At 70.2% G+C, this 26,542-nt stretch carries 17 protein-coding genes and 1 pseudogene; 7 read left to right on the forward strand and 11 right to left on the reverse strand.

Going from position 1 to position 26,542, the window contains the following annotated elements; genetic code table 11:
• The first annotated feature begins 53 nt into the window (after window positions 1-53).
• Both FHR38_RS04915 and FHR38_RS04920 read left to right on the forward strand, forming a co-directional pair.
• The gene (locus tag FHR38_RS04915) at window positions 54-1,379 is read left to right on the forward strand and encodes a sensor histidine kinase (protein ID WP_184533149.1); all 1,326 of its coding nucleotides are present in this window, start codon (window positions 54-56) and stop codon (window positions 1,377-1,379) included.
• Complete coding sequence (locus tag FHR38_RS04920) at window positions 1,370-2,050, forward strand: response regulator transcription factor (RefSeq protein WP_312881844.1); 681 nt, start codon at window positions 1,370-1,372, stop codon at window positions 2,048-2,050. Before FHR38_RS04915 ends, FHR38_RS04920 begins: the two co-directional genes overlap by 10 nt.
• Window positions 2,051-2,124: 74 nt before the next feature.
• Here the strand turns inward: FHR38_RS04920 and galE are convergent, their stop codons facing one another.
• A complete protein-coding gene (gene galE / locus FHR38_RS04925; RefSeq protein ID WP_184533153.1) occupies window positions 2,125-3,138 on the reverse strand; it encodes a UDP-glucose 4-epimerase GalE in 1,014 nt (337 codons plus the stop codon).
• A gap of 220 nt (window positions 3,139-3,358) precedes the next feature.
• Here galE and FHR38_RS04930 point away from each other — a divergent pair, with 220 nt between their 5' ends.
• A complete protein-coding gene (locus tag FHR38_RS04930; protein ID WP_184533155.1) occupies window positions 3,359-4,579 on the forward strand; it encodes a thiolase family protein in 1,221 nt (406 codons plus the stop codon).
• Window positions 4,576-6,672, forward strand: a complete 2,097-nt coding sequence (locus tag FHR38_RS04935) for a 3-hydroxyacyl-CoA dehydrogenase NAD-binding domain-containing protein (protein ID WP_376771381.1) — start codon at window positions 4,576-4,578, stop codon at window positions 6,670-6,672. The genes FHR38_RS04930 and FHR38_RS04935 overlap by 4 nt, the downstream gene beginning before the upstream one ends.
• Window positions 6,673-6,736: 64 nt before the next feature.
• On the opposite strand, the gene FHR38_RS04940 is transcribed toward FHR38_RS04935, so the two are convergent.
• The 3 genes and pseudogenes from FHR38_RS04940 to FHR38_RS04950 form a co-directional block, all read right to left on the reverse strand.
• The gene (locus FHR38_RS04940; RefSeq protein WP_184533156.1) at window positions 6,737-7,126 is read right to left on the reverse strand and encodes a VOC family protein; all 390 of its coding nucleotides are present in this window, start codon (window positions 7,124-7,126) and stop codon (window positions 6,737-6,739) included.
• Between the two features lie 274 nt (window positions 7,127-7,400).
• A pseudogene (locus FHR38_RS04945) lies at window positions 7,401-8,573 on the reverse strand (sensor histidine kinase); the annotation flags it as partial.
• On the reverse strand, window positions 8,570-9,256 hold the full coding sequence (locus FHR38_RS04950; RefSeq protein ID WP_184533160.1) for a response regulator transcription factor: 687 nt from the start codon (window positions 9,254-9,256) through the stop codon (window positions 8,570-8,572). The gene FHR38_RS04950 and the pseudogene FHR38_RS04945, both read right to left, overlap by 4 nt.
• 229 nt (window positions 9,257-9,485) lie before the next feature.
• On the opposite strand from FHR38_RS04950, the gene FHR38_RS04955 reads away from it, so the two are divergent.
• A complete protein-coding gene (locus tag FHR38_RS04955; RefSeq protein ID WP_312881845.1) occupies window positions 9,486-10,673 on the forward strand; it encodes a C39 family peptidase in 1,188 nt (395 codons plus the stop codon).
• 142 nt (window positions 10,674-10,815) lie between these two features.
• Here FHR38_RS04955 and FHR38_RS04960 read toward each other — a convergent pair whose 3' ends face one another.
• Window positions 10,816-12,126, reverse strand: coding sequence for an outer membrane protein assembly factor BamB family protein (locus FHR38_RS04960; RefSeq protein ID WP_184533162.1), 1,311 nt, complete (start codon window positions 12,124-12,126; stop codon window positions 10,816-10,818).
• A 103-nt stretch (window positions 12,127-12,229) separates the two neighbouring features.
• On the opposite strand from FHR38_RS04960, the gene FHR38_RS04965 reads away from it, so the two are divergent.
• A complete protein-coding gene (locus FHR38_RS04965) occupies window positions 12,230-14,074 on the forward strand; it encodes a hypothetical protein (protein WP_184533163.1) in 1,845 nt (614 codons plus the stop codon).
• Between the two features lie 71 nt (window positions 14,075-14,145).
• Here the strand turns inward: FHR38_RS04965 and FHR38_RS04970 are convergent, their stop codons facing one another.
• Both FHR38_RS04970 and FHR38_RS04975 read right to left on the reverse strand, forming a co-directional pair.
• On the reverse strand, window positions 14,146-16,065 hold the full coding sequence (locus FHR38_RS04970; protein ID WP_184533165.1) for a DUF6311 domain-containing protein: 1,920 nt from the start codon (window positions 16,063-16,065) through the stop codon (window positions 14,146-14,148).
• Between the two features lie 57 nt (window positions 16,066-16,122).
• Window positions 16,123-18,051 carry a DUF6311 domain-containing protein gene (locus FHR38_RS04975; protein ID WP_376771382.1) on the reverse strand — a complete coding sequence of 643 codons (1,929 nt, stop codon included), beginning with the start codon at window positions 18,049-18,051 and terminating at the stop codon, window positions 16,123-16,125.
• A gap of 202 nt (window positions 18,052-18,253) precedes the next feature.
• On the opposite strand from FHR38_RS04975, the gene FHR38_RS04980 reads away from it, so the two are divergent.
• Window positions 18,254-19,444 (forward strand): hypothetical protein, encoded by a 1,191-nt coding sequence (locus tag FHR38_RS04980; RefSeq protein WP_376771383.1) that lies wholly within the window; start codon window positions 18,254-18,256, stop codon window positions 19,442-19,444.
• A 99-nt stretch (window positions 19,445-19,543) separates the two neighbouring features.
• Here the strand turns inward: FHR38_RS04980 and dxs are convergent, their stop codons facing one another.
• The 4 genes from dxs to FHR38_RS05000 form a co-directional block, all read right to left on the reverse strand.
• The gene (gene dxs / locus FHR38_RS04985; RefSeq protein WP_184533170.1) at window positions 19,544-21,511 is read right to left on the reverse strand and encodes a 1-deoxy-D-xylulose-5-phosphate synthase; all 1,968 of its coding nucleotides are present in this window, start codon (window positions 21,509-21,511) and stop codon (window positions 19,544-19,546) included.
• A gap of 216 nt (window positions 21,512-21,727) precedes the next feature.
• Window positions 21,728-22,897 (reverse strand): right-handed parallel beta-helix repeat-containing protein, encoded by a 1,170-nt coding sequence (locus FHR38_RS04990; protein WP_246446318.1) that lies wholly within the window; start codon window positions 22,895-22,897, stop codon window positions 21,728-21,730.
• A 108-nt stretch (window positions 22,898-23,005) separates the two neighbouring features.
• Complete coding sequence (locus FHR38_RS04995) at window positions 23,006-24,364, reverse strand: class I SAM-dependent RNA methyltransferase (RefSeq protein ID WP_184533171.1); 1,359 nt, start codon at window positions 24,362-24,364, stop codon at window positions 23,006-23,008.
• A complete protein-coding gene (locus FHR38_RS05000) occupies window positions 24,361-26,451 on the reverse strand; it encodes an APC family permease (protein ID WP_184533173.1) in 2,091 nt (696 codons plus the stop codon). Before FHR38_RS05000 ends, FHR38_RS04995 begins: the two co-directional genes overlap by 4 nt.
• Window positions 26,452-26,542 lie beyond the last annotated feature (91 nt).

The following is a 26,542-nucleotide window of genomic DNA, read 5'->3' on the forward strand; positions in this document are numbered from 1 at the left end:
ACTACGCGCAGGTGGCTGGGCGGTGGGCCGGACTGCCGCCTAACCTGCATCGGGTGACCACCCCGTATCCGAGGACAGCACTGGAAGCGATCGGTAGACGACGCTTCCTGCGCACCGTATGGCCCTGGCGGTCGCTGGCCTACCTGTCGACCACCCTGCCTTCGGCGCTCACCGCGCTCGTCCTGCTGACGCTCCTCGGGCTCCCCTGGGTGGTGCTCCTGCGCTGGTTCACCACCCGCGCCGACCAGCCCCTCGGCAAAATGCTCTTCCTCGCCCTGCTCGGCACCGGGCTGATCATGGCCGTTGGTCCGCTGGGTGCGATGCCGTTGGCCACGCTGGAACGGTTGCGGCTACGCCTGATCGACGATCGGCCGGTCACCGCCGGGCATCGCCCGCCGTCGGAGGCCACCCCCTGGGCGTGGCTGCGGACCCGCTACGCCGAGGCGGCCACCTGGCGCGAGCTGGGTTACCTCTGTCTGATGGCCACCGTGGTCCCGGTGCTGTACGGCGTCGTCGGGCTGGTGGTGCTCCTGCTCGGGGTGTACGCGGCGAGCCCGGTCCTGGTCCAGGACGGCGAGACGGTGACGCTCGGCTTCGGGGAGGTCGCCACCGTCGGTGAGACCCTGCCGTACGCGATCATCGGCCTGCTGCTGCTTCCCACGCTGGTGCCCTACCTGTTGACCAGCCTCGCCGGGGTGCACGGCGCGTTGGCGCGGGCCCTGCTGCACGGCGGCTCCGACGAGCGGCTGCGTGCCGAACTGGTCGAGGTGTCCCGTTCCCGGGCCCGGCTGGTGGCCGCCTTCGAGGCGGAACGCCGCCGGATCGAGCGGGACCTGCACGACGGGGCCCAGCAGAGGCTGGTCGGTCTGACCCTGCAACTGGGGCTGGCCCGGCTCGACCTGCCGCCCGGCTCCGCCTCGGCGCAGGCCGTGGCTACCGCACATGAACAGGCCAAGCAACTCATGGCCGAGTTGCGCGAATTCATCCACGGCATCCATCCGCAGGTGCTCACCGATCGTGGGCTCACCGCCGCGGTACAGGAACTCGCCAGCCAGGCCGCGATCGAGGTGGTGGTGCACGGTGAGCTGACCGGGCGGTTGCCGGACCACATCGAGGCGACGGCCTACTTCGTGGTCGCCGAGGCGCTGACCAACGTCGCCAAGCACAGTGCCGCCACCCGGGCGGCGGTGACCGTACGGCAGCAGCACGACCGGTTGATTGTCGAGATCGACGACGACGGTCGGGGCGGGGCCGACCCGGCAGGCGGCACCGGCCTCACCGGCCTGGCCGACCGGGTCGCGGTGGTCGACGGGAGAATGTTGTTGTCCAGTCCGGTCGGGGGACCGACTCGAATATGTGTGGAGCTGCCGTGCGGTTAGACCAGACCTCGGTACGGGTGGTCCTCGCCGAGGACGGTGTGCTGTTGCGGGAGGGGCTGGCCGGTCTGCTGAGCCGGTTCGGGTTCGAGGTCGTGGCGGCGGTCGGCGACGCCGATGCCCTCTTGGACGCCGTCGCCGAGCACCGTCCCGACCTGGTGGTGACGGACATCCGGATGCCGCCGGACCACACCGACGAGGGACTGCGGGCCGCCGTGTGGCTACGTCGCGCCTATCCGGGGCTGGCCGTGGTAGCCCTCAGCCAGTACGTGCAGCAGGGCTACGCCGCCGACCTGCTGGACTCGGGTGACGGACGGCGGGTCGGCTACCTGTTGAAGGACCGGGTGGTCGACGTCGAGGAGTTCGTCGCCGCGCTCCGTCAGGTGGTCGATGGCGGCACCGTGGTCGACTCGCAGGTCGTACGCCAGTTGTTGCGCCGCCGCAACGATCCGGTGGCCCGGCTGTCGGCCCGTGAACGGGAGGTCCTGGCGCTGGTCGCCGAGGGGCACTCCAACGCGGCCATCGCCCGCCTGTTGGTCGTCTCGGAGGCGGCGGTGGGCAAGCACGTGGGCAACATCCTGGCCAAGCTCGACCTGCCGCCGACTGATGACAGCAACCGGCGGGTCCTGGCGGTGCTGACCTACTTGCGTAGCGGCGGCACCCCAGACCGGTAGCGCCTGCCGATCGCGCGCCGCGGTGCTGTCGCTCCGCCACTCAGGCCGGCTGCGGGTCCAGCCGGTTGCGCCGCTCAGACCGGCTGCGGGTCGGCCAGGATCCGGTCCCGCTGGGCGGACCACTCCAGCGAGTGCCGGATGCCGTCGACGATGGAGTACTCCGGCTTCCAGTCGAGCAGGGTCCGCGACCGGGTGCTGCGGGTGTAGGAACCAGCCGAGTCCCCAGGCCGGGCGGCTGTCTCCCGTACCCGCAGTGGCTGGTCCGCGACGGCCCGGAAGGCATCGACGAACTCCCGCACCGTGGTGCCGTTGCCGGTGCCGAGGTTGATCACCTCGTAGGAACGGTCACCGCCGACCGGCAACACGTCGTCGAACCGGCGCAGTGCCGCCACGTGCGCGCGGGCCAGGTCCCAGACGTGGATGTAGTCGCGGATGCCGGAGCCGTCCCGGGTCGGCCAGTCGATCCCGGTGATCTGGAACTCCTCGTTCCGCTCGACCGCGGTGATCAATTTTCCGAGTACGTGACTCGGCGTGCGGATCTGCAGCCCGGTCCGCAACTGCGGGTCGGCCCCGATCGGGTTGAAGTAGCGCAACGACAGTGCCCGCAGGCCGGTGGCGGTCGCGGTGTCCGCGAGCACCTGCTCCATCATCGCCTTTGTATGCGCGTACGGGCTGGTCGGCGCGAGCGGGGAGGTCTCGTCGACGGAGAAGTCGTCGCCCGGCTGGTAGATCGCGGCCGACGAGCTGAACAGGTAGCGCTGGCAACCGTTGCGCAGCACGTGCTCGATGAAGTCGACCGACTTGGCGACGTTCTCCCGGTAGTAGCGCAGTGGCTGTGCCACCGACTCCGGCACCACGATCAGCGCCGCCGCGTGCACCACCGCCGTGATCTCGGGGTGCTCGGCGAAGATTCGGTCGATCAGCGCACCGTCGGCGATGTCCCCCTGGTAGAAGATCCGGTCCCGGGTGAACTCGATCCGCCCGGTACACAGGTTGTCCAGGATCACCGGTTGCAGACCGTCGTCCAGGCAGGCCGAGGCCACCGTACTGCCGATGAAACCGGCGCCCCCCGCAACCAGAACCTTCAACGCCCACCTCCGGGTCACTTCCGACGTTCCGCGCTCAACGTACCGGACCGACCGGTGCCCCTCGACCCACTCCATGTGTCCTGGACCACAGACCGCGCTTGCACACCCCTAGTTACCGGCGAGTAGCATTCGAGGGAACGCCACTGTCGGCGACCTTCATTCGGTCCGCAGTGCCGCCTGTCGGCGCGGAGGTCGAATTATGGTCGAAAGGGAGGCTCCAGTGCCCCGTGAAGTTCGGGATGTCGTCTTCGTGGACGGCGTCCGCACTCCGTTCGGCAAGGCGGGTGGCATGTATGCCAACACCCGCGCCGACGATCTCGTCATCCGCTGCATCCGCGAGCTGCTGCGACGCAACCCGCAGCTGCCGCCCGAACGGGTCGAGGAGGTGGCCATCGCCGCCACCACCCAGATCGGCGACCAGGGCCTGACCCTCGGCCGTACCGCCGCGCTGCTCTCCGGCCTGCCCAAGACGGTCCCCGGCTACTCCATCGACCGGATGTGTGCCGGCGCGATGACCGCGGTCACCACCGTGGCCGGCGGCATCGCCATGGGTGCCTACGACGTCGCCATCGCCGGTGGTGTCGAGCACATGGGCCGACACCCGATGGGCGAGGGAGTCGACCCCAACCCGCGCATCCTCGCCGAGAAGCTGGTCGACCCGTCCGCGCTGGTCATGGGCGCGACCGCGGAAAACCTGCACGACCGGGTCCCGCACATCACCAAGGAGCGCACCGACGCGTTCGCGCTCGCCTCCCAGCAGAAGACCGCCAAGGCGTACGCCAACGGCAAGCTCCAGGGCGACCTGGTGTCGATGGCGGTCCGCGACCCGGAGACCGGCTGGGGCCTGGCCACCGTCGACGAGGCGCCCCGCGACACGTCACTGGAGAAGCTGGCCACCCTCAAGACCCCGTTCCGCCCGCACGGCAAGGTCACCGCAGGCAACGCCGCCGGCCTCAACGACGGTGCCACCGCCAGCCTGCTGGCCGCCGAGGACGTCGCCCGCGAGCTGGGCCTGCCGATCGCGATGCGGCTGGTCTCGTACGGCTTCGTCGGAGTCGAGCCCGAGGTGATGGGCGTCGGCCCGATCCCCTCCACCGAGAAGGCACTGCGGATCGCCGGGCTGAGCATCGACGACATCGGCCTGTTCGAGTTGAACGAGGCGTTCGCCGTGCAGGTACTCGCCTTCCTCGACCACTTCGGCATCGCCGACGACGACCCCCGGGTCAACCAGTGGGGCGGCGCGATCGCCATCGGCCACCCGCTGGCCTCCTCCGGCGTACGGCTGATGACCCAGCTCGCCCGGCAGTTCGCCGAGCACCCCGAGGTGCGCTACGGCCTCACCGCCATGTGCATCGGCATCGGCATGGGCGGCACGGTCATCTGGGAGAACCCTGCCTGGACGGGGTCCAGCCAGCAAACTCTGCGGGAGGGCAACAAGTGAGCGACACGTCTCCCTCGAACGCGGCGACCGCCGCAATCCACAACCCGAACGAGGTCGTGACCAAGGCACTGGTACGCCTGGTGAACGTACCCGGGTTGGACCGGCCAGCCGCGTTGATCACGCTGGACAACGGCTTCGACCACAAGAAGCCCAACTCGCTCGGTCCGGCCGGTCTGGTCAGCCTGGACAACGCGATCACCGAGGCGCTCGCCGCCGAGCCGGCGTTCGTCGCGGTCACCGGTAAGCCGTACATCTTCTGCGTCGGCGCGGACCTGACCGGCATGCCGCTGATCAACACCCGCGAGCAGGCCCTGGAGATCGGCCGGCTGGGCCACCGGGTCTACGCCCGGCTCAAGGACAGCGCTGTGCCGACGTTCGCGTTCGTCAACGGCGCGGCGCTCGGCGGTGGTCTGGAACTGGCGCTGCACTGCCACTACCGGACGGTCTCCGGCGGCGCGGCGGCGTTGGCCCTGCCCGAGGTCTCCCTCGGTCTGGTGCCTGGCTGGGGCGGCACGCAGCTGCTGCCCAACCTGATCGGCATCCCGATGGCCGCCCAGATCATCATCCAGAACCCGCTCACCCAGAAGACGCTCAAGCCGAAGCAGGCCGCCGAGTTCGGCATCGCCGACATCCTGCTGGAGCCGGCCGACTTCCTGGAGCGCTCCCTGGAGTGGGCCGCAGGGGTGGTCAAGGGCGAGATCACCGTGTCCCGGCCCGAGGTCGACAAGGACATGTGGGACGGCGTGCTCTACTTCGCCAAGCAGCAGCTCGACCAGCGGCTGCACGGCGCGGTGCCGTCCGCGAACCGGGCGCTGGAACTGCTCGGCCTGGCCAAGGAGGCGTCGTTTGCCGACGGCACCGCCGCCGAGGACGAGGCTCTGGCCGACCTGCTGATGAGCGAGGAGCTGCGCAGCAGCCTCTACTCGTTCGACCTGGTGCAGCGGCGGGCCAAGAAGCCGGTCGGTGCGCCGGACAAGGCGCTGGCCCGTACCGTCACCAAGGTGGGCATCGTGGGTGCCGGCCTGATGGCCTCCCAGCTCGCACTGCTCTTCGCGCGTCGCCTCCAGGTGCCGGTGGTCCTCACCGACCTGGACCAGGCCCGGGTGGACGCCGGCGTGGCGTACGTGCACAAGGAGATCGACAAGCTGCTCGGCAAGGGCCGGCTCGACGAGGGTACGGCGGCCAAGCTGCGCGGCCTGGTCACCGGTTCGGTGGACAAGTCCGTCTTCGCCGACGCGAGCTTCGTCATCGAGGCCGTCTTCGAGGACCTGAAGGTCAAGAAGCAGGTCTGGGCCGAGTTGGAGCAGATCGTCTCCCCGGAGACGGTGCTCGCCACCAACACCTCGTCGCTGTCGGTCACCGCGATGGCGGCGGACCTGAAGCACCCGGAGCGGGTGGTCGGCTTCCACTTCTTCAACCCGGTCGCCGTACTGCCGCTGCTGGAGATCGTCCGGGGCGAGCAGACCGACGACGCCTCGCTGGCCACCGCCTTCGCGATCGGCAAGCAGCTGCGCAAGTCCTGCGTACTGGTCTCCGACGCCCCGGCGTTCGTGGTCAACCGGCTGCTGACCCGGTTCCTCGGCGAGATCTTCGCCGCCGTGGACGCCGGCACACCGCTGGCGGTGGCCGACAGCGCGTTGGACCCGCTGGGTCTTCCGATGCGGCCGCTCGCGCTGCTGCAGTTGGTCGGGCCGGCGATCGCGTACCACGTCGGCGGGACCCTGCACGGGGCGTTCCCGGACCGGTTCGGGGTCAGCGAGAACCTCAAGCGGATCGCCGAGGCCGGCAAGCCGATCATGGTGGACGACGAGGTCAACCCCGAGGTGGCCGCGCTGCTGGAGGTCGGCGACCAGCCGCTCACCGCCGAGCAGGTACGTCAGCGTGCCCTGGACGCGCTCGCCCAAGAGGTCCGGCTGATGCTGGACGAGGGCGTGGTGGCCGAGGCACAGGACATCGACCTGTGCATGATCCTCGGTGCGGGTTGGCCGTTCCACCTGGGCGGCGTGACGCCGTACCTGGACCGGACCGGCACCGCCGAGCGGGTCACCGGCCAGCGCTTCCTCCCGCAGGGCGTGGCCAGCCTCCCCGCCTGACGTGCTGCTGTACGGAAGGGCCCCTTCTTAGCGCTTCTTGCCTAGGAAGGGGCCCTTCCTACCCTCAGAGCGAGGCGGCCCGCTCCACGGCGCTGCGCAGTACGCAGAACTCGTTGCCCTCCGGATCGGCGAGCACCGCCCAGCCGGTCCCGTCCGGCCTACGCTGGTCGCTCACCGGCGTCGCGCCCAGCGTGATGATGCGCTCGACCTCCTCGTCGCGGGTCCGGTCGTCGGGCTGGAGGCACAGGTGCAGCCGGTTCTTGACCGACTTGCCCTCGGGGACCTGCTGGAAGAAGATCATCGGCCCCACCCCGTCCGGGGGCAGCAGCATCGCCTCCGGGTCGCCGGGGCGGTCGTCGGCCTGCCGGGGGTAGCCAAGCACCTCGGCCCAGAACCCGGCCAACGCGTATGTATCCGCGCAGTCGATCGCGATGTTGTAGATACGGGAACTCACGGTAGATCCTCCACGGGGGTGGACGTGCGCCCCGCGGAACGGATACGTCAGCGGTGGTCGAGGCGGGGCGCGGGACTGGTAGTCGTGAACATCGACCGCACCTCCTCTCCTCCGTCAGGCTGACCGGCGGTCAGCCTGACACGTGGTCGGCCGAGGACGCAACCGCACTTCAGCCCGCCGGTGTCTCCCGGTTTCCTGGCGACGACAGCAGTTGCAGGTGCGGGTCGGTGGGAGCCGCACCGGTCGTGCCGGCGCCCACCGGCGCCGAGGCGGCCACGACCGGGGTGGCCCCGACGGCCGGCAACGTCACCGTGACCTCCAGTCCACCCCCCGCCTGGGCGACCACGTTCACCGTGCCACCGTGCGCGTCACAGACCGCTCGTACGATCGACAGCCCCAGGCCGGACCCGCGCGCACCGGTACGCTCCCGGCCACCGCGCCGGAACGGCTCGAACAGCCCGGGTACGTCCGCCTGTTCCACCTCGAAGCCGGTGTTGCCGACCACCAGCCACACCTGCTCGTCGTCCGAGCCGGTACGCACCCATATCCGCCCGTGCAGGTGGTTGTAACGCACCGCGTTCTCCACCAGGTTGCCGGCCAGCCGCTCCAACAGCCCCGGGTCGCCGGCCACCGGGGCCGGCTCCAGTGTCCGGCGGATGTCGAGCTTGAGCCGGGTGGCCTCATGCCGTACCGCGGAAAGCGCGGCGGCCACCCCGTCGGCCAGGTCGACGGGGACCTTACGCCCCAACCGCCGCCCCGTCTGGGCCTCGCTACGGGCCAGCACCAGCAACGCGTCGACCAGGCCGTTGGCCCGCTCGGAGGCGTCCCGGACCACGGTCGCCATCCGCCGGAACTCGGCCACGTCCGCCTCGTCGTCGGAGAGCGTCACGTCGATCTCCGTACGCATCACCGCCAGCGGGGTACGCAACTCGTGCGAGGCGTTGGCGACGAACCGCTTCTGTGCCTCGAACGCCTCGGCTATCCGGTCCAACATCGCGTCGAAGGTGCCCGCCAGCTCCGCCACCTCGTCGTCCGCGCCGGAATACCGGATGCGCTGGTCCAGGGTCTCCTCGCCGAGCCGCCGAGCGGTCGCGGTGACCTGGTGCAACGAGCGCAGCGAGCGACCCGCCACCGCGTACGCGCCAGCCACCCCGACGACGCTGATCGCCAGCAGCGCCACCAGCCCTTTGGCCAGCAGTTCGCTGGTCGCGCTCGCCGCCAGCCGCTGCTGCCACTGTCGGGCGTCCATCGTCGCGCCGTCGGCGAGCACCACCGTGGTGCCCGGCTGCAACTCGTCGGTTGGCCGCAGCGCGTCGCCGACCAGCAGCCAGGCGAGCAGGATCAGGGTTGCCCCGGCACCCACCAGCAGGACACCGTTGAGCATGGTCAGTCGCAACCGCAACGTCGGCCGCAGCCACGGCCGCCGGTTGGTCAGATACACGGTCATGCGATCACCTGGCCCGGCAGGCCGTCCACGGGCATCCGATATCCGGCGCCGACCACGGTCTCGATCAGCGGTGGGTCGCCGATCTTCTTACGGAGGGTCCGCACGGTGACCCGTACGATCGTGGTGAACGGGTCGGTGTTGGCGTCCCAGACCCGTTCCAGCAGTTCCTCGCTGGAGACCACCCCGCCCCGGGCCTTGAGCAGCTCCTCCAGCACACCGAACTCCTTGCGGGTCAACTCGACCGGTGCGCCGGCCCGGGTGGCCATCCGACGGGCCGGGTCGACGACCAGGTCGGCGACGGCCAGTACCGGCGGCGCGGGCGGGGTGGCCCGCCGTCCCAGGGCCTGGACCCGGGCGACCAGCTCGTCGAAGGCGAACGGCTTGGGCAGATAGTCGTCGGCCCCGAGTTGCAGCCCTTCGACCCGGTCGGCGACGGTGCCGCTCGCGGTGAGCATCAGCACCCGGGTCAGCGTGCCCGAGCTGACCAGGTCGGCGCAGATCTGGTCACCGTGCATGCCGGGCAGGTCCCGGTCGAGGACCAGCACGTCGTACCGGGTGACGAAGGCCATTTCGTGCCCGACGGAGCCGTCGTAGGCGACGTCCACCGCCATTCCTCGGCGGCGCAGGCCGCGCGCGATCGCGTCGGCGAGGTTCCGCTCGTCCTCGACCACCAGTACCCGCACCGCGATCCTCCTGAATCTATGCCCGTCGAGCACCGGCCCCGACCCGGGGCCGACCCCGCCCCACACGCTAGTGGGTGGTGGAAAACAACCTAGTCACCGCCGACAAAACCCAGGTCGCTCGCGGGACCAAGGACCATTGCTAAAAACTTTCCGGTACGGAAAGCTTCGCGACGTCCATCTCCGCGATGGAATCGGTCGCACCAATCCGATTGTTCGAACAGGAGACACGGTGGAGCCGGTCTGCCCGCACATCGCCTACCGGGGCTTTCGCACAGCGCCGGAGTTCGGGACCGGTGTGCTCTCCGGGGCGACACTGCGCCCCGACGGTGTCGCTCTCAGTGCCGCGGTGGACCAACTCGTCCACACCGACCCGCACACCGGTGCCACCGGGACGTACGACCTCGCCACCTGGACCTCACCCTCGATCGACCCCGGTTTCGTGGCCACCGAGGTCATTCCCTCCTGGACCGGGGACACCCCGGACGGCTGCTGGCTCCAGATCGACGTACGCGGCAGCACGGAAGCCGGCACGACCACCGACTGGTACACGTTGGCCCACTGGGCGGCCGACGACAGCACCCTGCGCCGGACCTCGGTCCCGGACCAGACCGACGCTTACGGCTCGGTCGCCGCCGACACCCTCACCATGGCCAAGGGCTACGGTCTGACCAGTTGGCAGCTGCGGGTCATCCTGCTCCGCCCGGCCGGTACGAACCTGACGCCCGTCCTGCGTTCGGTCGGTGCCGCCGTCTCCCGACCGGCGGGGACCGTCGACGCCACCACCGAGGTCGGCTCGCCGACCGCCCGGGGGCGGATCCTGGACGTCCCCCCCTTCTCCCAGCGCACCCACATCGGGCACTACCCGCAGTGGGACGGGGGCGGGGACTCGTGGTGCAGCCCCACGTCGACGTCGATGGTGCTCGCCTACTGGGGGGTCGGTCCGGCTCCCGACGACTACTCCTGGGTCGATCCGAACGATCCCCGACCACTGGTCGACCACGCCGCCCGACAGTGTTTCGACTACGCCTACCAGGGCGCGGGCAACTGGCCCTTCAACACCGCCTACGCCGGGCGGTACGGCCTGGATGCCTTCGTCACCCGGTTGCGTTCGCTCGCCGAGGCGGAGTCGTTCATCGCCGCCGGCGTACCGCTGGTCGTCTCCGCGTCCTACCGCCGGGGTGACGTGCCCGGGCTGGACTACGACACCAAGGGTCACCTGTTGGTGCTGGTCGGGTTCACCTCGACCGGCGATCCGGTCCTCAACGACCCGTACTCGCCGGACGACCAGGCGGTACGCAAGCCGGTGAACCGCGCCCGGTTCGAGGCGCGGTGGCTCACCGCCAACGGTGGGCTGGTCTACGTGATCCGCCCGGCCTCGGTGCCGCTCCCCCCGGCACCGGCCCAGGCGAACTGGTAACCAAAGCCGGCACCAACCAACGCGGACGAACCGGCACCAACCAACCCGGACGAGCCGGCAGCCAGCCCGACACCTGCACCTGCACCTGCACCTGCACCTGCACCTGCACAATCGAACCGGGATGGCGGGTCCCACCGGCAGGTCACCCCGGCAGTCGCCACAGCCGAAACGCCCAGTCCGGCCGGCGGCAGACGAGCACCTCGGCATCTCCCCCCGCACGGATCTCGCAACCGCCGATGCTGCCCCTGGTCACCAGCTCGATCCGGGCGGTCACGGTGGCCGGGTCCAGCCGGGCGAACCAGACCTGACCGTCGGTGGTGTAGCGCACCCCGAGTAGCGACCGAGACCCGGGCAGCCCGGGAAGCATGCCCAGCACCGCCCAGCGACCCAGGCCACCCAGTCGCCGACCGGTGGCCGGGTCGAGCACCATCAGCGAATCGGCGGCAGGGAAGCCCGCCTCACTGGCCACCAGCCGGTCGCCGACCGGCCAGGCTACGGGCAGTTGCGGCAGCACCCAGCGGGTCTGACCGGTTGCCGGGTCGATCCCACGCAGGCCAGCCTGTAGTGACAGATGGCACAGGATCGAGCCGCACGCGAAGAAGCCGTCCGGCGTCAACCCGCTTTCCCGTGCCGTCCAGCGATGATCCAGCCGATCCAATCCGTACGCGACGACCTCGTCCGGGCCACCGGCAACGAACAGCAGGTCACCGACGACACCCGGAAACCGGCTGTGGTCGTCCGGGGCCTGCGGCTGTCGTACCGGCGGACCGATGGCCTGGACCAACCGCCCGGACGACCCCTCCCGCACCTCCGCCCGCCTCCCGGACAGGCCGAGCACGATCCTCGACGAGGTCACCGCATCGTCCTGATGGACGGGCTCCGCCCCGCCGGGAATAGGCTGCGACCATCTGATCCGCCCCGAATCCGCCGCCACCGACACGAGGGTGACCGGCTCCTGGTCCGACGGCTCGGTCCGCAACAGCAGATCACTCTCGACGCCCCAACCACGAAAGGCAGCCAGGTGACGCCAGGACACCGCTCCGGTCGCCGGGTCCAGCGCCATGGTCTCGCTGGGGCCCTCCACCTCGGGTGTGGCGAGCACGATCAGCCGCTGCGCCACCACACCGATCACGGACAGCACCACACCCGCCGGTGCGGGTAGCCGCCACAAGCGGCGGCCGTCGCCAGCCCGCAGCGCCGTGATCCCCCGGTCGGGGCTGCTGAGTTCGGTCAGGAACAGCCGATCCTCCGCCACCGTGAGGGACGCTTCCCGCCCGGCGGGGACGACCAGCTCCGGCACCGGCTGCCGTGGGGGCGCTCCGGCGGTGACGGTGACCAACAGGAGGGCCAGCACCACGCCGACCCGAAAGCCCCTGGTGATACGCCAGCCCCGCCTCGGTTCGGCATCAAGGGACAACTCGTCGTAGTGCTCCCCCAGGTCGATGACCGCCATCGCGCACCGCCTCCTCCAGGTCGGGCCAACCCGGTGCCCGTACCCCCGGCAACCGCACCGGTCCCGGCAAATCGCCCCACCCACGCCTGTACGATGGCGCGTCGTGGCTGTCCCAGTAATCGACAATTCTTCGGATGCCGAGTCCACCCCCGTCGAGTCCACCCGACCCGGCTGGCGACGGATCCTCCGCGCTCCGGCGCGCGCCGATCTGCTGGCCATCGGAGCGTACGTCCTACTCGGTGTCCTCGTGTGCGCCAACTACTGGGCGGACATCGACCACCGGGTGTCGTCCCACCTGCCCACCGACCACAGCTGGTTCGAGTGGCTGTTCTCGCACGGGGCCTACTCGGTGCGCCATCTGGAGAATCCGCTGTTCTCCCTACGGCAGAACGCACCCGACGGCGTCAACATGATCGCCAACACCTCGATCCTGGGCGTCACCATCCCGATGGCCCCGATCACCATGCTCTTCGGGCCGCAGGTCTCCTACACGCTCTACCTCGGTGGCGCGCTGGCGGCCACGGCGGCCACCTCCTACTGGATGCTCTCCCGCTATCTGGTCAGCTCGCGGGTGGCCGCGTTCATCGGTGGCGGCTTCCTCGGCTTCGCCCCCGGTGTCATCCATCACGCCAACGGCCAGCCCAACTTCGTCTCCAACTTCCTGCTTCCGGTGATCGTCGCCCGGGTGCTGCGGCTCGGTGAACCGGGTCCGAAGCGCTGGGTACGAAACGGCATCGCCCTCGGCCTGCTCGTGACGTACCAGATCTTCGTCAACGAGGAGATGCTGCTGCTCACCGCGCTGACCATGCTGGTCGCGGTCGCGGCGTACACCGTGTTTCGGTGGTCCGACGCGCGGGCCAAGATGCGCCCGTTCCTGCTCTCCCTCGGGCTCGGCGGCGGCGTGGCACTGCTGCTGACCGCCTACCCGATCTGGTTCCAGTTCAACGGCCGGCAGTCCTCCCGGGGACTACAGGGCGGGGTCTTCCACAGTTGGGGTGAGGACCTGAAGGCGTACGTGACCTATGCCCGGGACACCCTCGCCGGCACCCCCGAGGTGGAGAAGACCATCGGGGTGACCGAGCAGAACTCCTGGTTCGGCTGGCCACTGGTCATCCTCGCGCTGGTGGCGATCGTCGTCCTCTGGCGGGTCTCGCTGGCCGCCCGGATCGCCGGGATCGTTGCCCTCTTCTTCACCTTCGTCTCGCTCGGGCCGTACCTGCGATTCGACGGTCAACTGACCGAGATCGCGGGTCCGTGGCACTACCTGCCGAAGGACCTGCCCCTGGTCGAGATGATGATGCCGACCCGGATGGCGCTGGTCGTCACCGGTGCCGTGGGCGTGCTGCTGGCCCTGGCCTGGGACCGGGCGGCTACCGTCCAGCGGGCCGCCACCGTCCAACAGACCGGCGACAGTCCGGGCCGCCGCTGGCGGATCTTCCTGGCGTACGCGGCCGTGCTGATCGCCGTGGTGCCGCTGATCCCCCGGCCGCTGCCGGCCGAGCACGTCGACTCACCCCCGAAGTTCATCACCTCGGACGCGTGGCGGTCGTACGTGCCGGAGGGCCGTACGTTGGTGCCGGTGCCCATCCCCAGCAACGTGCACGGCCTCTCCACGCTGCGCTGGAGCGCCCTGACCCAGCACGAGTTCCCGGTGCCGGGCGGCTACTTCATCGGTCCCGGCCCAGAGGGTGAGGGCATCTTCGGAGCCCCGCTCCGGCCGACCAGCGGCCTGATCTACACGACCATGGACACCGACCAGGTACCGCCGATCACCGAGGAGAACCGTCGGCAGGCGATCGAGGACCTACGCTTCTGGCGGGCCTCGGTGGTGGTGCTCGGCAAGCACCCGGACGACCAGGTGCTGCACCAGTTGCTGACCGAGTTGATCGGCCCTGGGCAGCGTGTCGACGACGTCTGGCTCTGGGACGTCCGACCGCTGGTGCCCTGAGCCCCGGCGCTGCCCGGACCGGGCCAGTCGGCGCGGATCGGACCGGGTCAGTCGGCGCGGATCGGACCGGGTCAGTCGATGCTGACCCGGTCCCGCACGTCCCACACCCAGGCACCGGCGATCTCCTGACCCGGGCCGAGTAGCAGGTCGACGGTCTCCTTGACCGGGTAGCCCCGGTGCAGTCCGCCCTGCACCACGATCGCCGCCCGCCAGTGCCGCAGGTCCTCGATCGCCTGTCGGCGATGCTCGTCGGTGATGGGCGGGATCTGACCGGTGCGGGCCACCTCGTTGAGTAGTACCGCGGTGGGCCGGTCGACCGGTCCCCAGCGGCCGGTCGGGTCGTCCGGGCTGGTGGGACCGATGAAGTAGCCGCCCGGTGCGGTGAAGGCCAGCCGGGTCCGCGCCGACCAGTACATCCCGGCGGTCGCCTCCCCTCCTCCGGAGGGCGGCACCGGCACCAGGGACCGGCCCGGCGGGACGTACGACCGCCACTGGCCGCTGGTCACGAACTCAGGCACCGGCCACACCGGGTCGGTCCGGATCGGGGTTGGCACCAGTGGCAACAGTACGGCGAGGACCGCACCGGTCCAGAGCAGCCGGACCGGCACGCGCTCGCCCTCGCCCGAGGTCGCGCTGATCGCCGGGGTGCCGCCGGGCGGAGTACCGCCGCCGGCCGAGCCGGCTCTGGAGACTGGCGTGGATCGGAACACCCGGTCGAGGGAGAGGGCCAGCAGGATCGCCACGACCGGAATGCAGATCAGGGGAAAGCGGGCCGGCACCGCCAGGTCGATCAATGGCACGGCAGAGATCAACCGGTACGGCCCGGGCAGATCGGTCAGCTTGCCGTCGAGCCGGACCTGTACGCCCAGGGACAGCACCGCGAAGGTGAACCCGCAGACCGCGAGCGCCTTGACCATCGGGCGGCGCCACAGCCAGACCGCCACCACCGCGCAGAGCACGATCAGGGCCAGGCCGAAGAAGGAGTTCTCCTCGGTCGCGTTCGGCGCCAACAGCCGCGACGCCTGCTCGTGACCGGTGATGGACTGCTGACCCGAGGTGGCGAACGAGCCCAGGTCCAGCGCGTACGACTCCTTGTTGAACGGCAGCCCGCGATAGTGGCCCGGCCCGAAGAACTGGTACCACAGCGGATAGGCCAGCAGCACCAGGGCGGTCCCCGCGCCGACCGCGATCCGGCCGAGGAACGCGCGAGCCAGTCGCCTTGCCCCGGTCCGGTCGGCCAGCACGTGCACGACCGTGAACAGTCCGCAGGCCAGCACCAGGAAGAGCAGCACTTCCTCGGCGAGGAACACCTGGTAGCTGACCAGCAGGCCGAGCAGCACCCCCTGCCGCAGGATCCGGTCGGTGACCGGGCTGAAGACGATCCACAGGATGGCCGGCACCAGGAACTGGGCGACCATGTGCAGGTGCCCGCCGGCCTGCGAGATCATTCCGGGGGCGAAGCCGCAGAACAGCCCGCCGAGCGCGGCGGCGAACCGGGACCGGACCAACCGGCGGGACAGGAACAGGTACCAGGCGGCGGCGGTGCCGCCCAGGGAGAGGATCAGCGAGAGCACGAACGTGGTCTGCGAGCCGAACAGCACCGTCACCGGGGTCAGTGGGATACCGAACCCGAGCACCGAGATGTTCGCCATCAGGTTGATCCCGTCCGGCGCGTTGAGCTGGGTGCTGTAGAAGGGGTTCTCCCCCTGGGTCACCGCCTGGGCGGCCCGGGCCAGCATCCACTCCAGGAGCATCTGGTCGTTCTCCATGTGGACCATCCGCTCGGGATGCCACAGCCGGCTGGTGACGTAGAGCGCGACGAGCAGGTAGCCCCCGATGACCGCCGCATCGAACCACCACGGCCGATGCCACCATCGGGCACCGAACCGCCGCCGACCACCAACCCTCGCTCGGTCCCCGGTCGGGTCGGCTCCGGCGAGGGAGGCATCGACCCGACCGGCGGGCTCGGTGGTGGCGCCCGCTTCAGCCACGATCACCCGTACGGGAAACCGCCACCACCGGTGGACGTACGGCGTCCGGCCGACTCATCAGGCTTTCCTACTGGTCAACGGGCGGACGTCCCAGACCCAGACGTCGGACTCCTTGCGGCCGGGGCCGAGCAACTGCTCGACCGTCTCGCGCAGCGGCTCCACGTGGTGCTGCCGCAGCGGCAGGACCAGGATCGCCGCGTTCCAGTGTCGCAGCTCGTCCAACGACCGGCGTCGCTGCTGCTCACTCAGCGTGGGGGTGTGACCGGTGGTGGCGACGTCGTCGAGGATGCCTTCGAGGCCCTGGGGACGGCCACCGAAACGACCGGGATCCCCGGTGTTGCCGTTGCGTGGCGCCAGGAAGTAGCCGCCCGGGATCTTGAAGTCCAGGTTCACCGCCGCCGCCCAACGCATGCTGTGCGTGGCGCCCATGGCGGGGATGGGCACCGCCACCAGCGTCTGGTCCTCGGCGACGTAGGGCCGCCACTGGCCCGAGGTGATGAACTTGGGCACCGGCGGCCGGGAGGTCACCTTCAGCGGCATGGGCACGATCGGCACCAGTGCGATGGCCAGGGCGGCGACCGTCACACCGCGTACCGCCCGCCGGTCGACCGTCTCCAGCTTCTTCGCCCGGTCGACGGCCACGGCCAGCAGCAGTCCCACGAACACACTGGTGATCATCCCGAACCGGGTGGGCACCACGGCGTCCAGCAGCGGGGCCTTGACCAGCAGGTCCCACGGCCCCCAGAGGAGGTCCCGGTCCCAGTAGCTGATCCGCTCGCCGAGGGAGAGTACGGCGAAGAAGAGGCCGGTGAAGGCGAACGCCCGGACGAGCACCTCCCGGCGCAGCCAGACCACGATCGCCACGACGAGGACCACCAGCCCCCAGCCGAAGAAGGCGTTCTCCTCGGAGTAGTTCGGTGCGAGACCGGCATTGGCCCGCTCGTTGCCGCCGATCGTCGGCGAGCCCGGGGTGAAGAAGGCGGCGAGGTCGTTGCCGTAGTCCTGCACGGCGTCGCTCAGGCCGTGATACGCCTGCGGGCCGGCGAACTGCACGTACAGGGGGAAGGCCAGCAGTGCCCCGGCCACGACCGCGCACACCGCGACACTGACGGCAAGTGGCCGCCAGGCGGTGCGCCACCGCCCGGGCTGCTGGGCCAGCACGGCGACCAGGAACACCCCGCACGCCATGGCGGTGAAGAGCAGGATCTCCTCGTTGATGAAGGCCTGGTAGGCGACCAGCAACGCGAGCACCACGCCGTCGCGGATCGGCCGGGTGGACCGGGTCATGACCATGACCCGCCAGACGATGAACGGCAACAGGAACTGGGAGATGATGTTCGGGTGCCAGTTGGCGTGCGACAGCATCGCCGGCGAGAACCCACAGAACCAGCCGCCCACGATCGCGGCAACCGGCGCGCTCACCAGGTGTCGCGAGATCACGTAGTACCAGGCGGAGGCGGTGCCGGCGAGACCGAGCGTGACCAGGACCGCGAACGAGACCGCGGGGCCGAAGAGCAGGGTCACCGGCACCATGGGGATACCCAGCGCCAGGATGGCGGTGTTGGCCATCAGGTTGACGCCGTCGGGGTAGTTGAGCTGCTCGGTAAAGAAGGGGAACTCACCGTGCAGCACCACCCGTACCGAGTGGGCGAGGAAGTACTGCACCTGCGCCGGGTCACTGCTGTAGAGCGCGGCAACCCGACCGGCCGGGTTGATCCAGATCTGGCTGGTCACCCAGAGCGCGGCGAGCAGGAAGAAGCCGTACACCGCGAGGTCCCGTCGCCAGGTGGGCCAGCGGCGTCTCCGGGCGGGCGGGTGTTGGGTCCCGTCAATCTCCGGCGCGGAGCCGGCGGTGGCCTCGGTGCGATTCGTCGTGGCCTCCGCATCAGGCTCCGACGCGCTGTCGGTATCGGTGGCCGAGCGGTCGCCCGAGTCGGGCATTTCCGGACCGGGCGTGGAATCTAGACGGGACTCGGGAGGCGTCACAGTCGGCGGAGTCTACCCGAGCACGGACTGCCCACCGGAGCCGCACGGAGCCTCCCCAGACGCGCGGAGAAGGCTGGTGTACGGCCTGCAACGGCACGCTTACCCACCATGGGTCGAGCTTACCTAGGTCGCCCCGGTCCGCTGCCGGAGATCTCGTACGATGTGGGCTCCGCTTTGGCAGTCGAACCGATCGGGGGCGCAGGTGCGTTCAGTCCGTCGCGGCATGTTGAGCGTCGCGTTGACGCTGGGACTACTCGCGACAGGCTGCGGCCCGCTGGAGGAACGAAAGGACCCCACCCTCCGCGTCGGCTACGACACCCTCGACGGGACCCTGCCGGTCTGGCCCGCCCGGGGCGGGCTCGTCGCCGACGCCCAGGCGACCGCGGCGGTCACCGAGGCCGTCCGGAACTGGCGGTCCCCGATCGACGACCGGGTCCACCTTCCGTCCTCGGGCATCCTCTGGCTCGGCGAAGCCGAGGGCGCACCACTGGCCCTGGTCGCGGCGAGTGTGCCCGGCGAGTCGGCCTCCTGGCTGTTGCAACTGACGGGCAAGGGTACGACGTACGAGGTCACCCACTCGACCGAGTACACCGATCCGGGATACCTGGTCTACTCCGACGTACTGCCGGTACAGCTGGCCAACGGTCGGCGTTATCTCACCTCCAACCGGGTGCAACGGCTGGTCGGTCCGGGTAACACCACGTTGGCGATCACCGACGGGCTGAGCGCCCCGGCGGACGTACCCGGCTGCACGGCGACCCCGCTCACCGCGACCCTGGCCACCACCGAATCGCTCCCCCAGGGCGGGTCGAACCGGTTCCTCGACCTCGGCACCGCGATCACCGGTCCGCGCTACCCGCTAGTGGGGGACGAGTCCGGCACCGGCTACAAGGTCCTCGACGGGCTCGACACCTGCGCACTGGCCACGGAGACCGGCCCGTTCGGCAGCATCCTGGAGCGCTGGCACAACCGGGACGCGCCCGGTCTCGTGCCCGCGTCGTGGCCGATCGACCGGATCACCAGCCGATCCCTGGGGGACGTGTCCCTGCCAGGACAGCCCGCCGGCAAACTCGACCAGATCACCTGGCACACCGACGCCGGCAACATGAGCGCCGTCATCTTCCGCCCGGAGGAGGGTGCGCCAGTGGTCTCGGCGGCGGATCGGCTGAACGTGCTCCAGGCCTATGTGCTGCGCTTCCCGGACCAGCCGCTCGTCGTACTCACCTGGCGGCCCACCACGGACAGCTCCCTGTCCGTACCGGCCGGCGCGAACCGGCTGGTCGACAAGCCGGGGCTGCTGGTGACCCCGAGGCCGGCGAAGAAGGAGAGCTTCAGCCTGGCCACCCCGGACAAGACGCACTACCGCTCGCTGGGAGGCGAGGGCAAGGACTGACCGCGCGGGCAGAAAGCGGAGAGCGGGTCGGGGCCGACCGGGCCAGACAGTGACGCGCCGGGTGGATTACCACCCGGCGCGTCCGTGATTCGTACGGGCTCAGCCGCGCCCAGCGCCGTGTCGGCTCCCGTTGCCGTTGGCCGAGACCGGTACCGGCTCGATCTTCTCGTCGAGGCGGGAGAGCCAACCGGTGACGTCCCGGGCCACGTCCTGGGCGGTCAGCCCGAGGTCACCCAGGATCTGGGCCCGGGTGCCGTGCGGCTGCCAGACCGGGGGCACGCCCAGGTCCCGCATCGGGACGTGCAGGTCGGCGTCACGCATCGCCTTGGCCAGCGCGTCGCCGACCCCGCCAGCGCGTACGCCGTCCTCGACGGTGACCACGAGCCGGTGCGCGCCGGCCAGCTCGACCAGTTCGTCGGCGACCGGCCGCACCCAGCGCGGGTCGACCACGGTCACCCCGTAGCCGTGTTCGGCGACCCGGGCGGCCACCTCGACACCGAGGTGGGCGAACGCCCCGACCGCCACCAGCAGCACGTCGGTACGGTCCGACTCGGCGAGCACGTCGACCTGGCCGACCCGGCGGACGGCGGGCAGGTCCTTGGCGACCGATCCGGTGGGGAAGCGCAGGATGGTGGGCCCGTCGTCGACGGCGACCGCCTCACGCAGCTCCTCGCGGAGCGTGGCGGCGTCCCGGGGGGCGGCGATCCGCAGGCCGGGCACGACCCCGAAGACCGACATGTCCCAGATGCCGTAGTGGCTCGGCCCGTCCGGGCCGGTGATGCCCGCCCGGTCCAGCACGAAGGTCACCGGCAGCTTGTGCATCGCGATGTCGAGCAGTACCTGGTCGAAGGCGCGGTTGAGGAAGGTCGCGTAGACCGCCACCACCGGGTGCAGACCGCCCAGCGCGAGCCCTGCCGCCGAGGTGGCGGCATGCTGCTCGGCGATGCCGACGTCATAGACCCGGTTCGGATACTTGCGGGCCAACGCGGCGATGCCGGTCGGCTCCGCCATCGCGGCGGTGATCCCCACCACATCGGGCCGCTCGTCGGCGATCGCCACCAGCTCGTCGGAGAAGACATGCGTCCACTTCACCGACGGGGCGGCGAGCAGCTTGCCGGTCTCGACGTCGAAGGCGCTGCCCGGGCCGTGCAGGCAGTCGGCCTCGTCCTCCTCGGCCGGGCGGTAGCCGTAGCCCTTGCGGGTCACCGCGTGCACGATGACCGGGCCGCCGAAGTTCTTCGCCGCGCGCAACGCCGACTCGATCGCGGCCTGGTCGTGGCCGTCGACCGGGCCGACGTACTTGATGCCCAGGTCTTCGAACATCGCCTGCGGGGCGACGACGTCCTTGATGCCCTTCTTGACGGCGTGCAGCACCTCGTACATCGGCTTGCCGACCAGCGGGGTCGACCCGAGCGCGTCCTTGACGGTGTCGAGGATCTTCTCGTAACCGGGGTTGAGACGCAGGTTCGACAGGTGGTCGGCCAGGCCGCCGATGGTCGGCGCGTACGACCGGCCGTTGTCGTTGACCACGATGACCAACGGGTTGCGGGCGGCGGCGATGTTGTTGAGCGCCTCCCAGCACATGCCGCCGGTCAGCGCCCCGTCCCCGACTACGGCGACGACGCTGCGCTGCTCACCACGCAGGGCGTACGCCTTGGCCAGCCCGTCGGCATAGGAGAGGGCGGTCGAGGCGTGTGAGTTCTCGATGATGTCGTGTTCGCTCTCGGCCTGGCTCGGGTAGCCGGAGAGGCCACCGCGCTGGCGGAGCTTGTCGAATCCGTCCAGCCGCCCGGTCAGCATCTTGTGCACGTACGCCTGGTGCCCGGTATCGAACAGGAAGCGGTCCCTGGGCGAGTCGAAGACCCGGTGCATCGCGAGGGTCACCTCGACCACTCCGAGGTTGGGCCCGAGGTGCCCACCGGTACGGGACACCTTGGCGACCAGAAAGTCCCGGATCTCGGCGGCGAGGACGTCCAACTCCTCGGCGGACATCCGCTTGACGTCCTGGGGACCGCGGACCGTGGCCAGCAGTCGGCCGTGGTTGGCCGAACCCTCTTCAACACTCATGACGGGAGAGTCTATCGGCCCTGGAGAGCAGCGCAGCCCGAGCCGAGATCGTCTTCACCAGTTCATCACGTTTCGGCGACGATCGGCCTGGGCAGCGCTGCGCCGATCACCGCCGCCTTCCCGGTCACAAGCCCGATGCGTTCCCGGTCACAGACCCGACGCGTTCCCTGCCACAAGTCCGACGCGTTCCCTGCCACAAGTCCGGCGCGTTCCCGGTCACAGACCTGCGGTGACGGTCACCCCGGTGCCGACCGACCGGGTGGTGCCGACCTTGTCGACCAGGTTGCCGGTGGAGGTGACCCGCAGCGCCGGGCCGTTGCCCTTCTGGTAGCTCAACCCGATCTCCCGGCCGGCACCGGTACCGGTTCCCAGGATGGCGTTTCCGGTGACGGCTACCTGGCCGGTGCCGTAGTTGACCCCGTCCACCCCGAGGTAGACGAAGTTGCCGGCGGCGGGCAACGCGGCGAACTGGTGGACGCGGTTGCCCAGGATGGTGTTGGTGACGTCGCCCTGGACCGTGCACCGGATACCGAAGTAGGTCGTGCCGCTGGCCCCTTCCAGGCCGAAGTCTTCGATGTAGTTGTTCTGGATTCCGGTCGCGAAGCAGCGCTTGGCATCGATGGCGTGCCGTCGTACCCCGTACAGGTGGAGGTCACTGACCACCCAGCCGGCGCTGTTGTCCAGATCCACGGCGCTGGTGCCACTGGTCGAGATCCAACTGCGTTGCAGCATCCAGTCGGTGACCTGGTTGTCCGGGTCGAGCACCCGGAACCCGGCGCCCCCGCTGTTCTCGATGAACACGTCGCTCACCACGCTGTTGACCATCGTGCTTCCCGTCAGGTGCGTGCCGTTGCTCGACAGGCTGGACACCCGGATCCCGTCCGACGGGGCATTCCTGATCTCCACGTCGTACACCCGGCTGTTCCAGGTCCGCAGCATCAGCGGCACGGTGCCGGTGTTGGCGGCCCGGTTGCCGTCCAGGGTGAGCTTCTCGATCCGCACGTTGCTGGAGACCCACGTCACGTTGTCGACCCAACTGTCGGAGGCCAGCATGGCGGGCAGGTTGGCACCGTTGGCCTGGGTCAGGACGGCACCGCCACGCGAGTCTCCCCGGTAGGTCCGGTCGTCGAGCAGCTTGATCGTCGCGTTGATCAGGCATGGGCCCTTGATCACGATCTCGTCCCCGGCCTGGGACGAGTTGATCGCGCCCTGGATGGCTCCCGCGTCGGCGGTGGTGTTGGCACAGGTGGCGTTCACCCGTGCCGCGTGCGCCGGGGGAACGTCCCCCACCAGCGCGACGCCGAGTCCCCCGGCGATCAGGGTGGCCGCCGCGAGGGAGGAGGCCAGCCGCCGAGACGGTACTTTACTGCCCAAAGTCGTATGCATGAAGAAAACCTTCCGCATCCGACACCCGGACCACAAGAGTTAATTTGCATCTATCTATAACTGCCAGTCCGGTCACACCCGGTCGGCCGCCGCCCAGCCGGGGAGAACCTAACTGGGCAGAAACAGCCCGACCAGCTCCACGTGCTGGGTCATCGGGAACAGGTCGTATCCACGCAGCCCGGTAAGACGCCACCCGGCCTCCCGGAAGGTGCGGACATCTCGGGCGAAGGCCGCCGGGTCGCAGGCCACGTACGCCACCGCGCGCGCACCGGAGGCCGCCACCGCGCGCGCCACCGGGCCACCCGCCCCGGTCCGGGGCGGATCCAGCACCACCAGGTCGACCGGTCCGATCACCCGGCGACGGGCCAGCGCCGTCTCCACCTTCGCCGACACCACCTCGACCCCGGGTAGGTCCCGCAGGTTGTCCCGGGCGGCGGAGACGCCCAGCGCCGCCGCCTCGACCAGGGTGACCCGCCCGGTCGGGCCGACCCGCTCGGCGAGCGCCCCGGCGAAGAGCCCCGCCCCGCCGTAGAGGTCCCAGGCGGACTCCCCCGCCACCGGTTTGAGCAGCTCCAGCACCGCCGCCACGAGGGTGTCGGCGGCGGCCGGATGCACCTGCCAGAACGCCTCTGCCGGGAGCATCCACTCCCGACCGGCGGCCAACTCCCGGACCAGGGCGGTCTCCGCGTCGACGAGCACCTCGTCCCCGACGTCGACCCGCCGAGGACCGGCACCGACCTCCCGGGAACCACCACCGGCCCCTCGGGGACCGCCACCACCGGCACCGGCGGCGTCACCGAAGTCACCACCGCCGCCGAGCAGGTCGCCGAAGCCGGCGAGCCCGGCGGTGATCTCGCTCACCACGACGTCCCCTCCGGAGGAGGCGACCACCTCCACCGCGTCCGCCGCCGGCCAACGCCGGCCGCTGGCCGCCAACACCGGCAGTTCCTGGATCGCGGGGTGGGCGATCAGGCACCGGTCGACCGGGACGACCTCGTGCGAACGATGCTTGAGCAGGCCAGCCCGGCCGGCAGCGTCCACCGCGTACCGAACCCGGGACCGCCAGCCCGTCATCCCGCCGGGCAACGCCTCGACCCGTACGCCGAGCTGGTCCACCTCGTCCGCCGAAAGACCGCCGAGGCGGCGCAACTGCTCACGTACGACGGTCTCCTTCCACTCCCGCTGGGCGTCAGGCGCGACGTGCTGGAGATCGCAGCCACCGCACCGGTTCGGGCCGGCGTACGGACAGGGCGGGGTGACCCGCTCGGGGGCGGCGGCAAGGATCTCCACCGCGTCCGCCCGCAGGTAGCCCCGATGCACCTCGGTGATCTCGGCCACGACCCGTTCCCCGGGCAACGCGTGCCGGACGAAGACGACCTGACCGTCCAGCCTGGCCACGCAGTGCCCACCGGGGGCCACCACGTCGACGGTCAGCTCGACCCGGTCGGCCTCGTACCGCTCGGTCATCGTTCGTCTCCCTCGGTGCGGGGGGTCGGTTGGCCGCCACCGGTGGCCACACCGGTCGGCGCCGGTGGCGGGGTCGGGGCCGCGAGCTGTCCGCCCAGGCTCGCGCTACGGGGCCCCCGGGCCGGGCCCTGGCTGAGGGTGGCGTCGAACCGGTCCAGGTTCTTGTTGGCGGTGGAGGCCAGCTGCCAGGGCACGCTGGTCACCATCACACCCGGTTCGAACAGCAGCCGGGTCTTGAGCCGCAGCGCACTCTGGTTGTGCAGCAGGTTCTCCCACCACCGTCCGACGACGTACTCGGGAACGAAGACCGTGACCACGTCCCGGGGTGCGTCCCGGCGGGTCCGCGCGACGAAGTTGAGGATCGGCTGGGTGATCTCCCGGTACGGCGAGTCGACGACCGTCAGCGGTACCGGTATCCCGCGCCGCTCCCACTCCTTCTGCAGCGCCCGGGTCTCCGACTCGTCGACGTTGACGGTCACCGCGGTCAGGCTGTCCGGTCGGGTGGCCTGGGCGTAGGCCAACGCCCGCAGGGTCGGCTGGTGCACCTTGCTGACCAGCACGATCGCGTGGTTGCGGGCGGGCAGCACCGGCCGCCCGTCGGCCGGGGCCAGTTCGGCGGCGACGGTGTCGTAGTGCCGGCGGATGCCGAGCATGAGCAGGAAGATGACGGCCATCGCGACGATCGCGATCCACGCACCGAGCAGGAACTTGGTGACCAGCACGACGATCAGGACCGCGCCGGTGAGCACCATGCCGAAGGTGTTGATCGCCCGGGACCGGAACATCCGACGTCGCGCCACCGGGTCCCGCTCGGTACGCAGCAGCCGGTTCCAGTGCCGGATCATGCCGGCCTGGGAGAGTGTGAATGAGACGAACACCCCGACGATGTAGAGCTGGATGAGCTTGGTCACCTCGGCCTGGAAGGCCACGATCAGCACCACCGCGAAGAGGGCCAGCAGGACGATCCCGTTGGAGAACGCCAGCCGGTCGCCCCGGGTGTGCAGTTGGCGGGGCAGGTAGCGGTCCTGGGCCAGGATCGAGCCGAGCACCGGGAACCCGTTGAAGGCGGTGTTGGCGGCCAGGAAGAGGATCAGCGCGGTCATCCCGGCGACCACGAAGAGCAGCACCGAGCCGGAGCCGAAGACCGCCTCGCCGAGCTGGGTGGTGACGGTCTTCTGGACATAGCCGGGTGGGCCGGAGACGATCTGCCACGCCGGGTCCTCGACGAACTGCAGTCCGGTCAGCCGGGCCAGCCAGATGATGCCGACCAGCATGGTGATCGCGATCACGCCCAGCAGGAGCAGGGTGGCGGCGGCGTTGCGGCTCTTCGGTGCCTTGAACGCCGGTACGCCGTTGGAGATCGCCTCCACACCGGTCAGCGCGGCGCAACCCGAGGAGAACGTCCGGAGCAGCAGGAAGACCAGCGCGAAACCGGTGACGCTGTGTTCGGCCCGGATCTCCAGCCCGGCGCTGGGTGCCTGGAGGTCGTGGCCGAGCACGAAGACCCGGACCAGCCCGGTCAGGATCATGCCGACGATGACGATCATGAACCCGTAGGTCGGGATGGCGAACGCGGTGCCGGACTCCCGCAACCCGCGCAGGTTGACCGCGGTCAGAATGATGACCGCCAGGACGGCGATGCCCACCTTGTGGGTGGCCACGAACGGCACCACGGAGCCGAGGTTGGCCACCCCGGAGGAGACCGACACCGCGACGGTCAGCACGTAGTCGACCATCAGGGCGCTGGCCACCCCGACCCCGAACTTCGGCCCGAGGTTGACCGTGGCCACCTCGTAGTCGCCGCCGCCGGAGGGGTAGGCGTGCACGTTCTGCCGGTAGCTCGCCACCACGGTCAGCATGACCACGACGACCGCCAGAGCGACCCAGGGTGAGAAGACGAAGGCTGAGGCACCCGCGATCGACAGGGTCAACAGGATCTCGTCCGGCGCGTACGCCACGCTGGACAGCGCGTCGGAGGCGAAGACCGGCAACGCGATGCGCTTCGGCAGGAGGGTGTGCTTGAGCCGGTCGGACCGGAACGGTCGCCCGACGAGCAGCCTCTTCAGCAGGGAGGTGGGACTGGCCACAACCGCTAAGCGTACGACCGCGACGATCGCGCCGCCGCCGGGTGCCTGGCCACCGCCGGCCCGGCGGCCGTGGGTGCCTGGCCGTAGCCAG

The sequence above is a fragment of the Micromonospora polyrhachis genome (genome assembly GCF_014203835.1).
Classification (GTDB): Bacteria; Actinomycetota; Actinomycetes; order Mycobacteriales; family Micromonosporaceae; genus Micromonospora_H; species Micromonospora_H polyrhachis.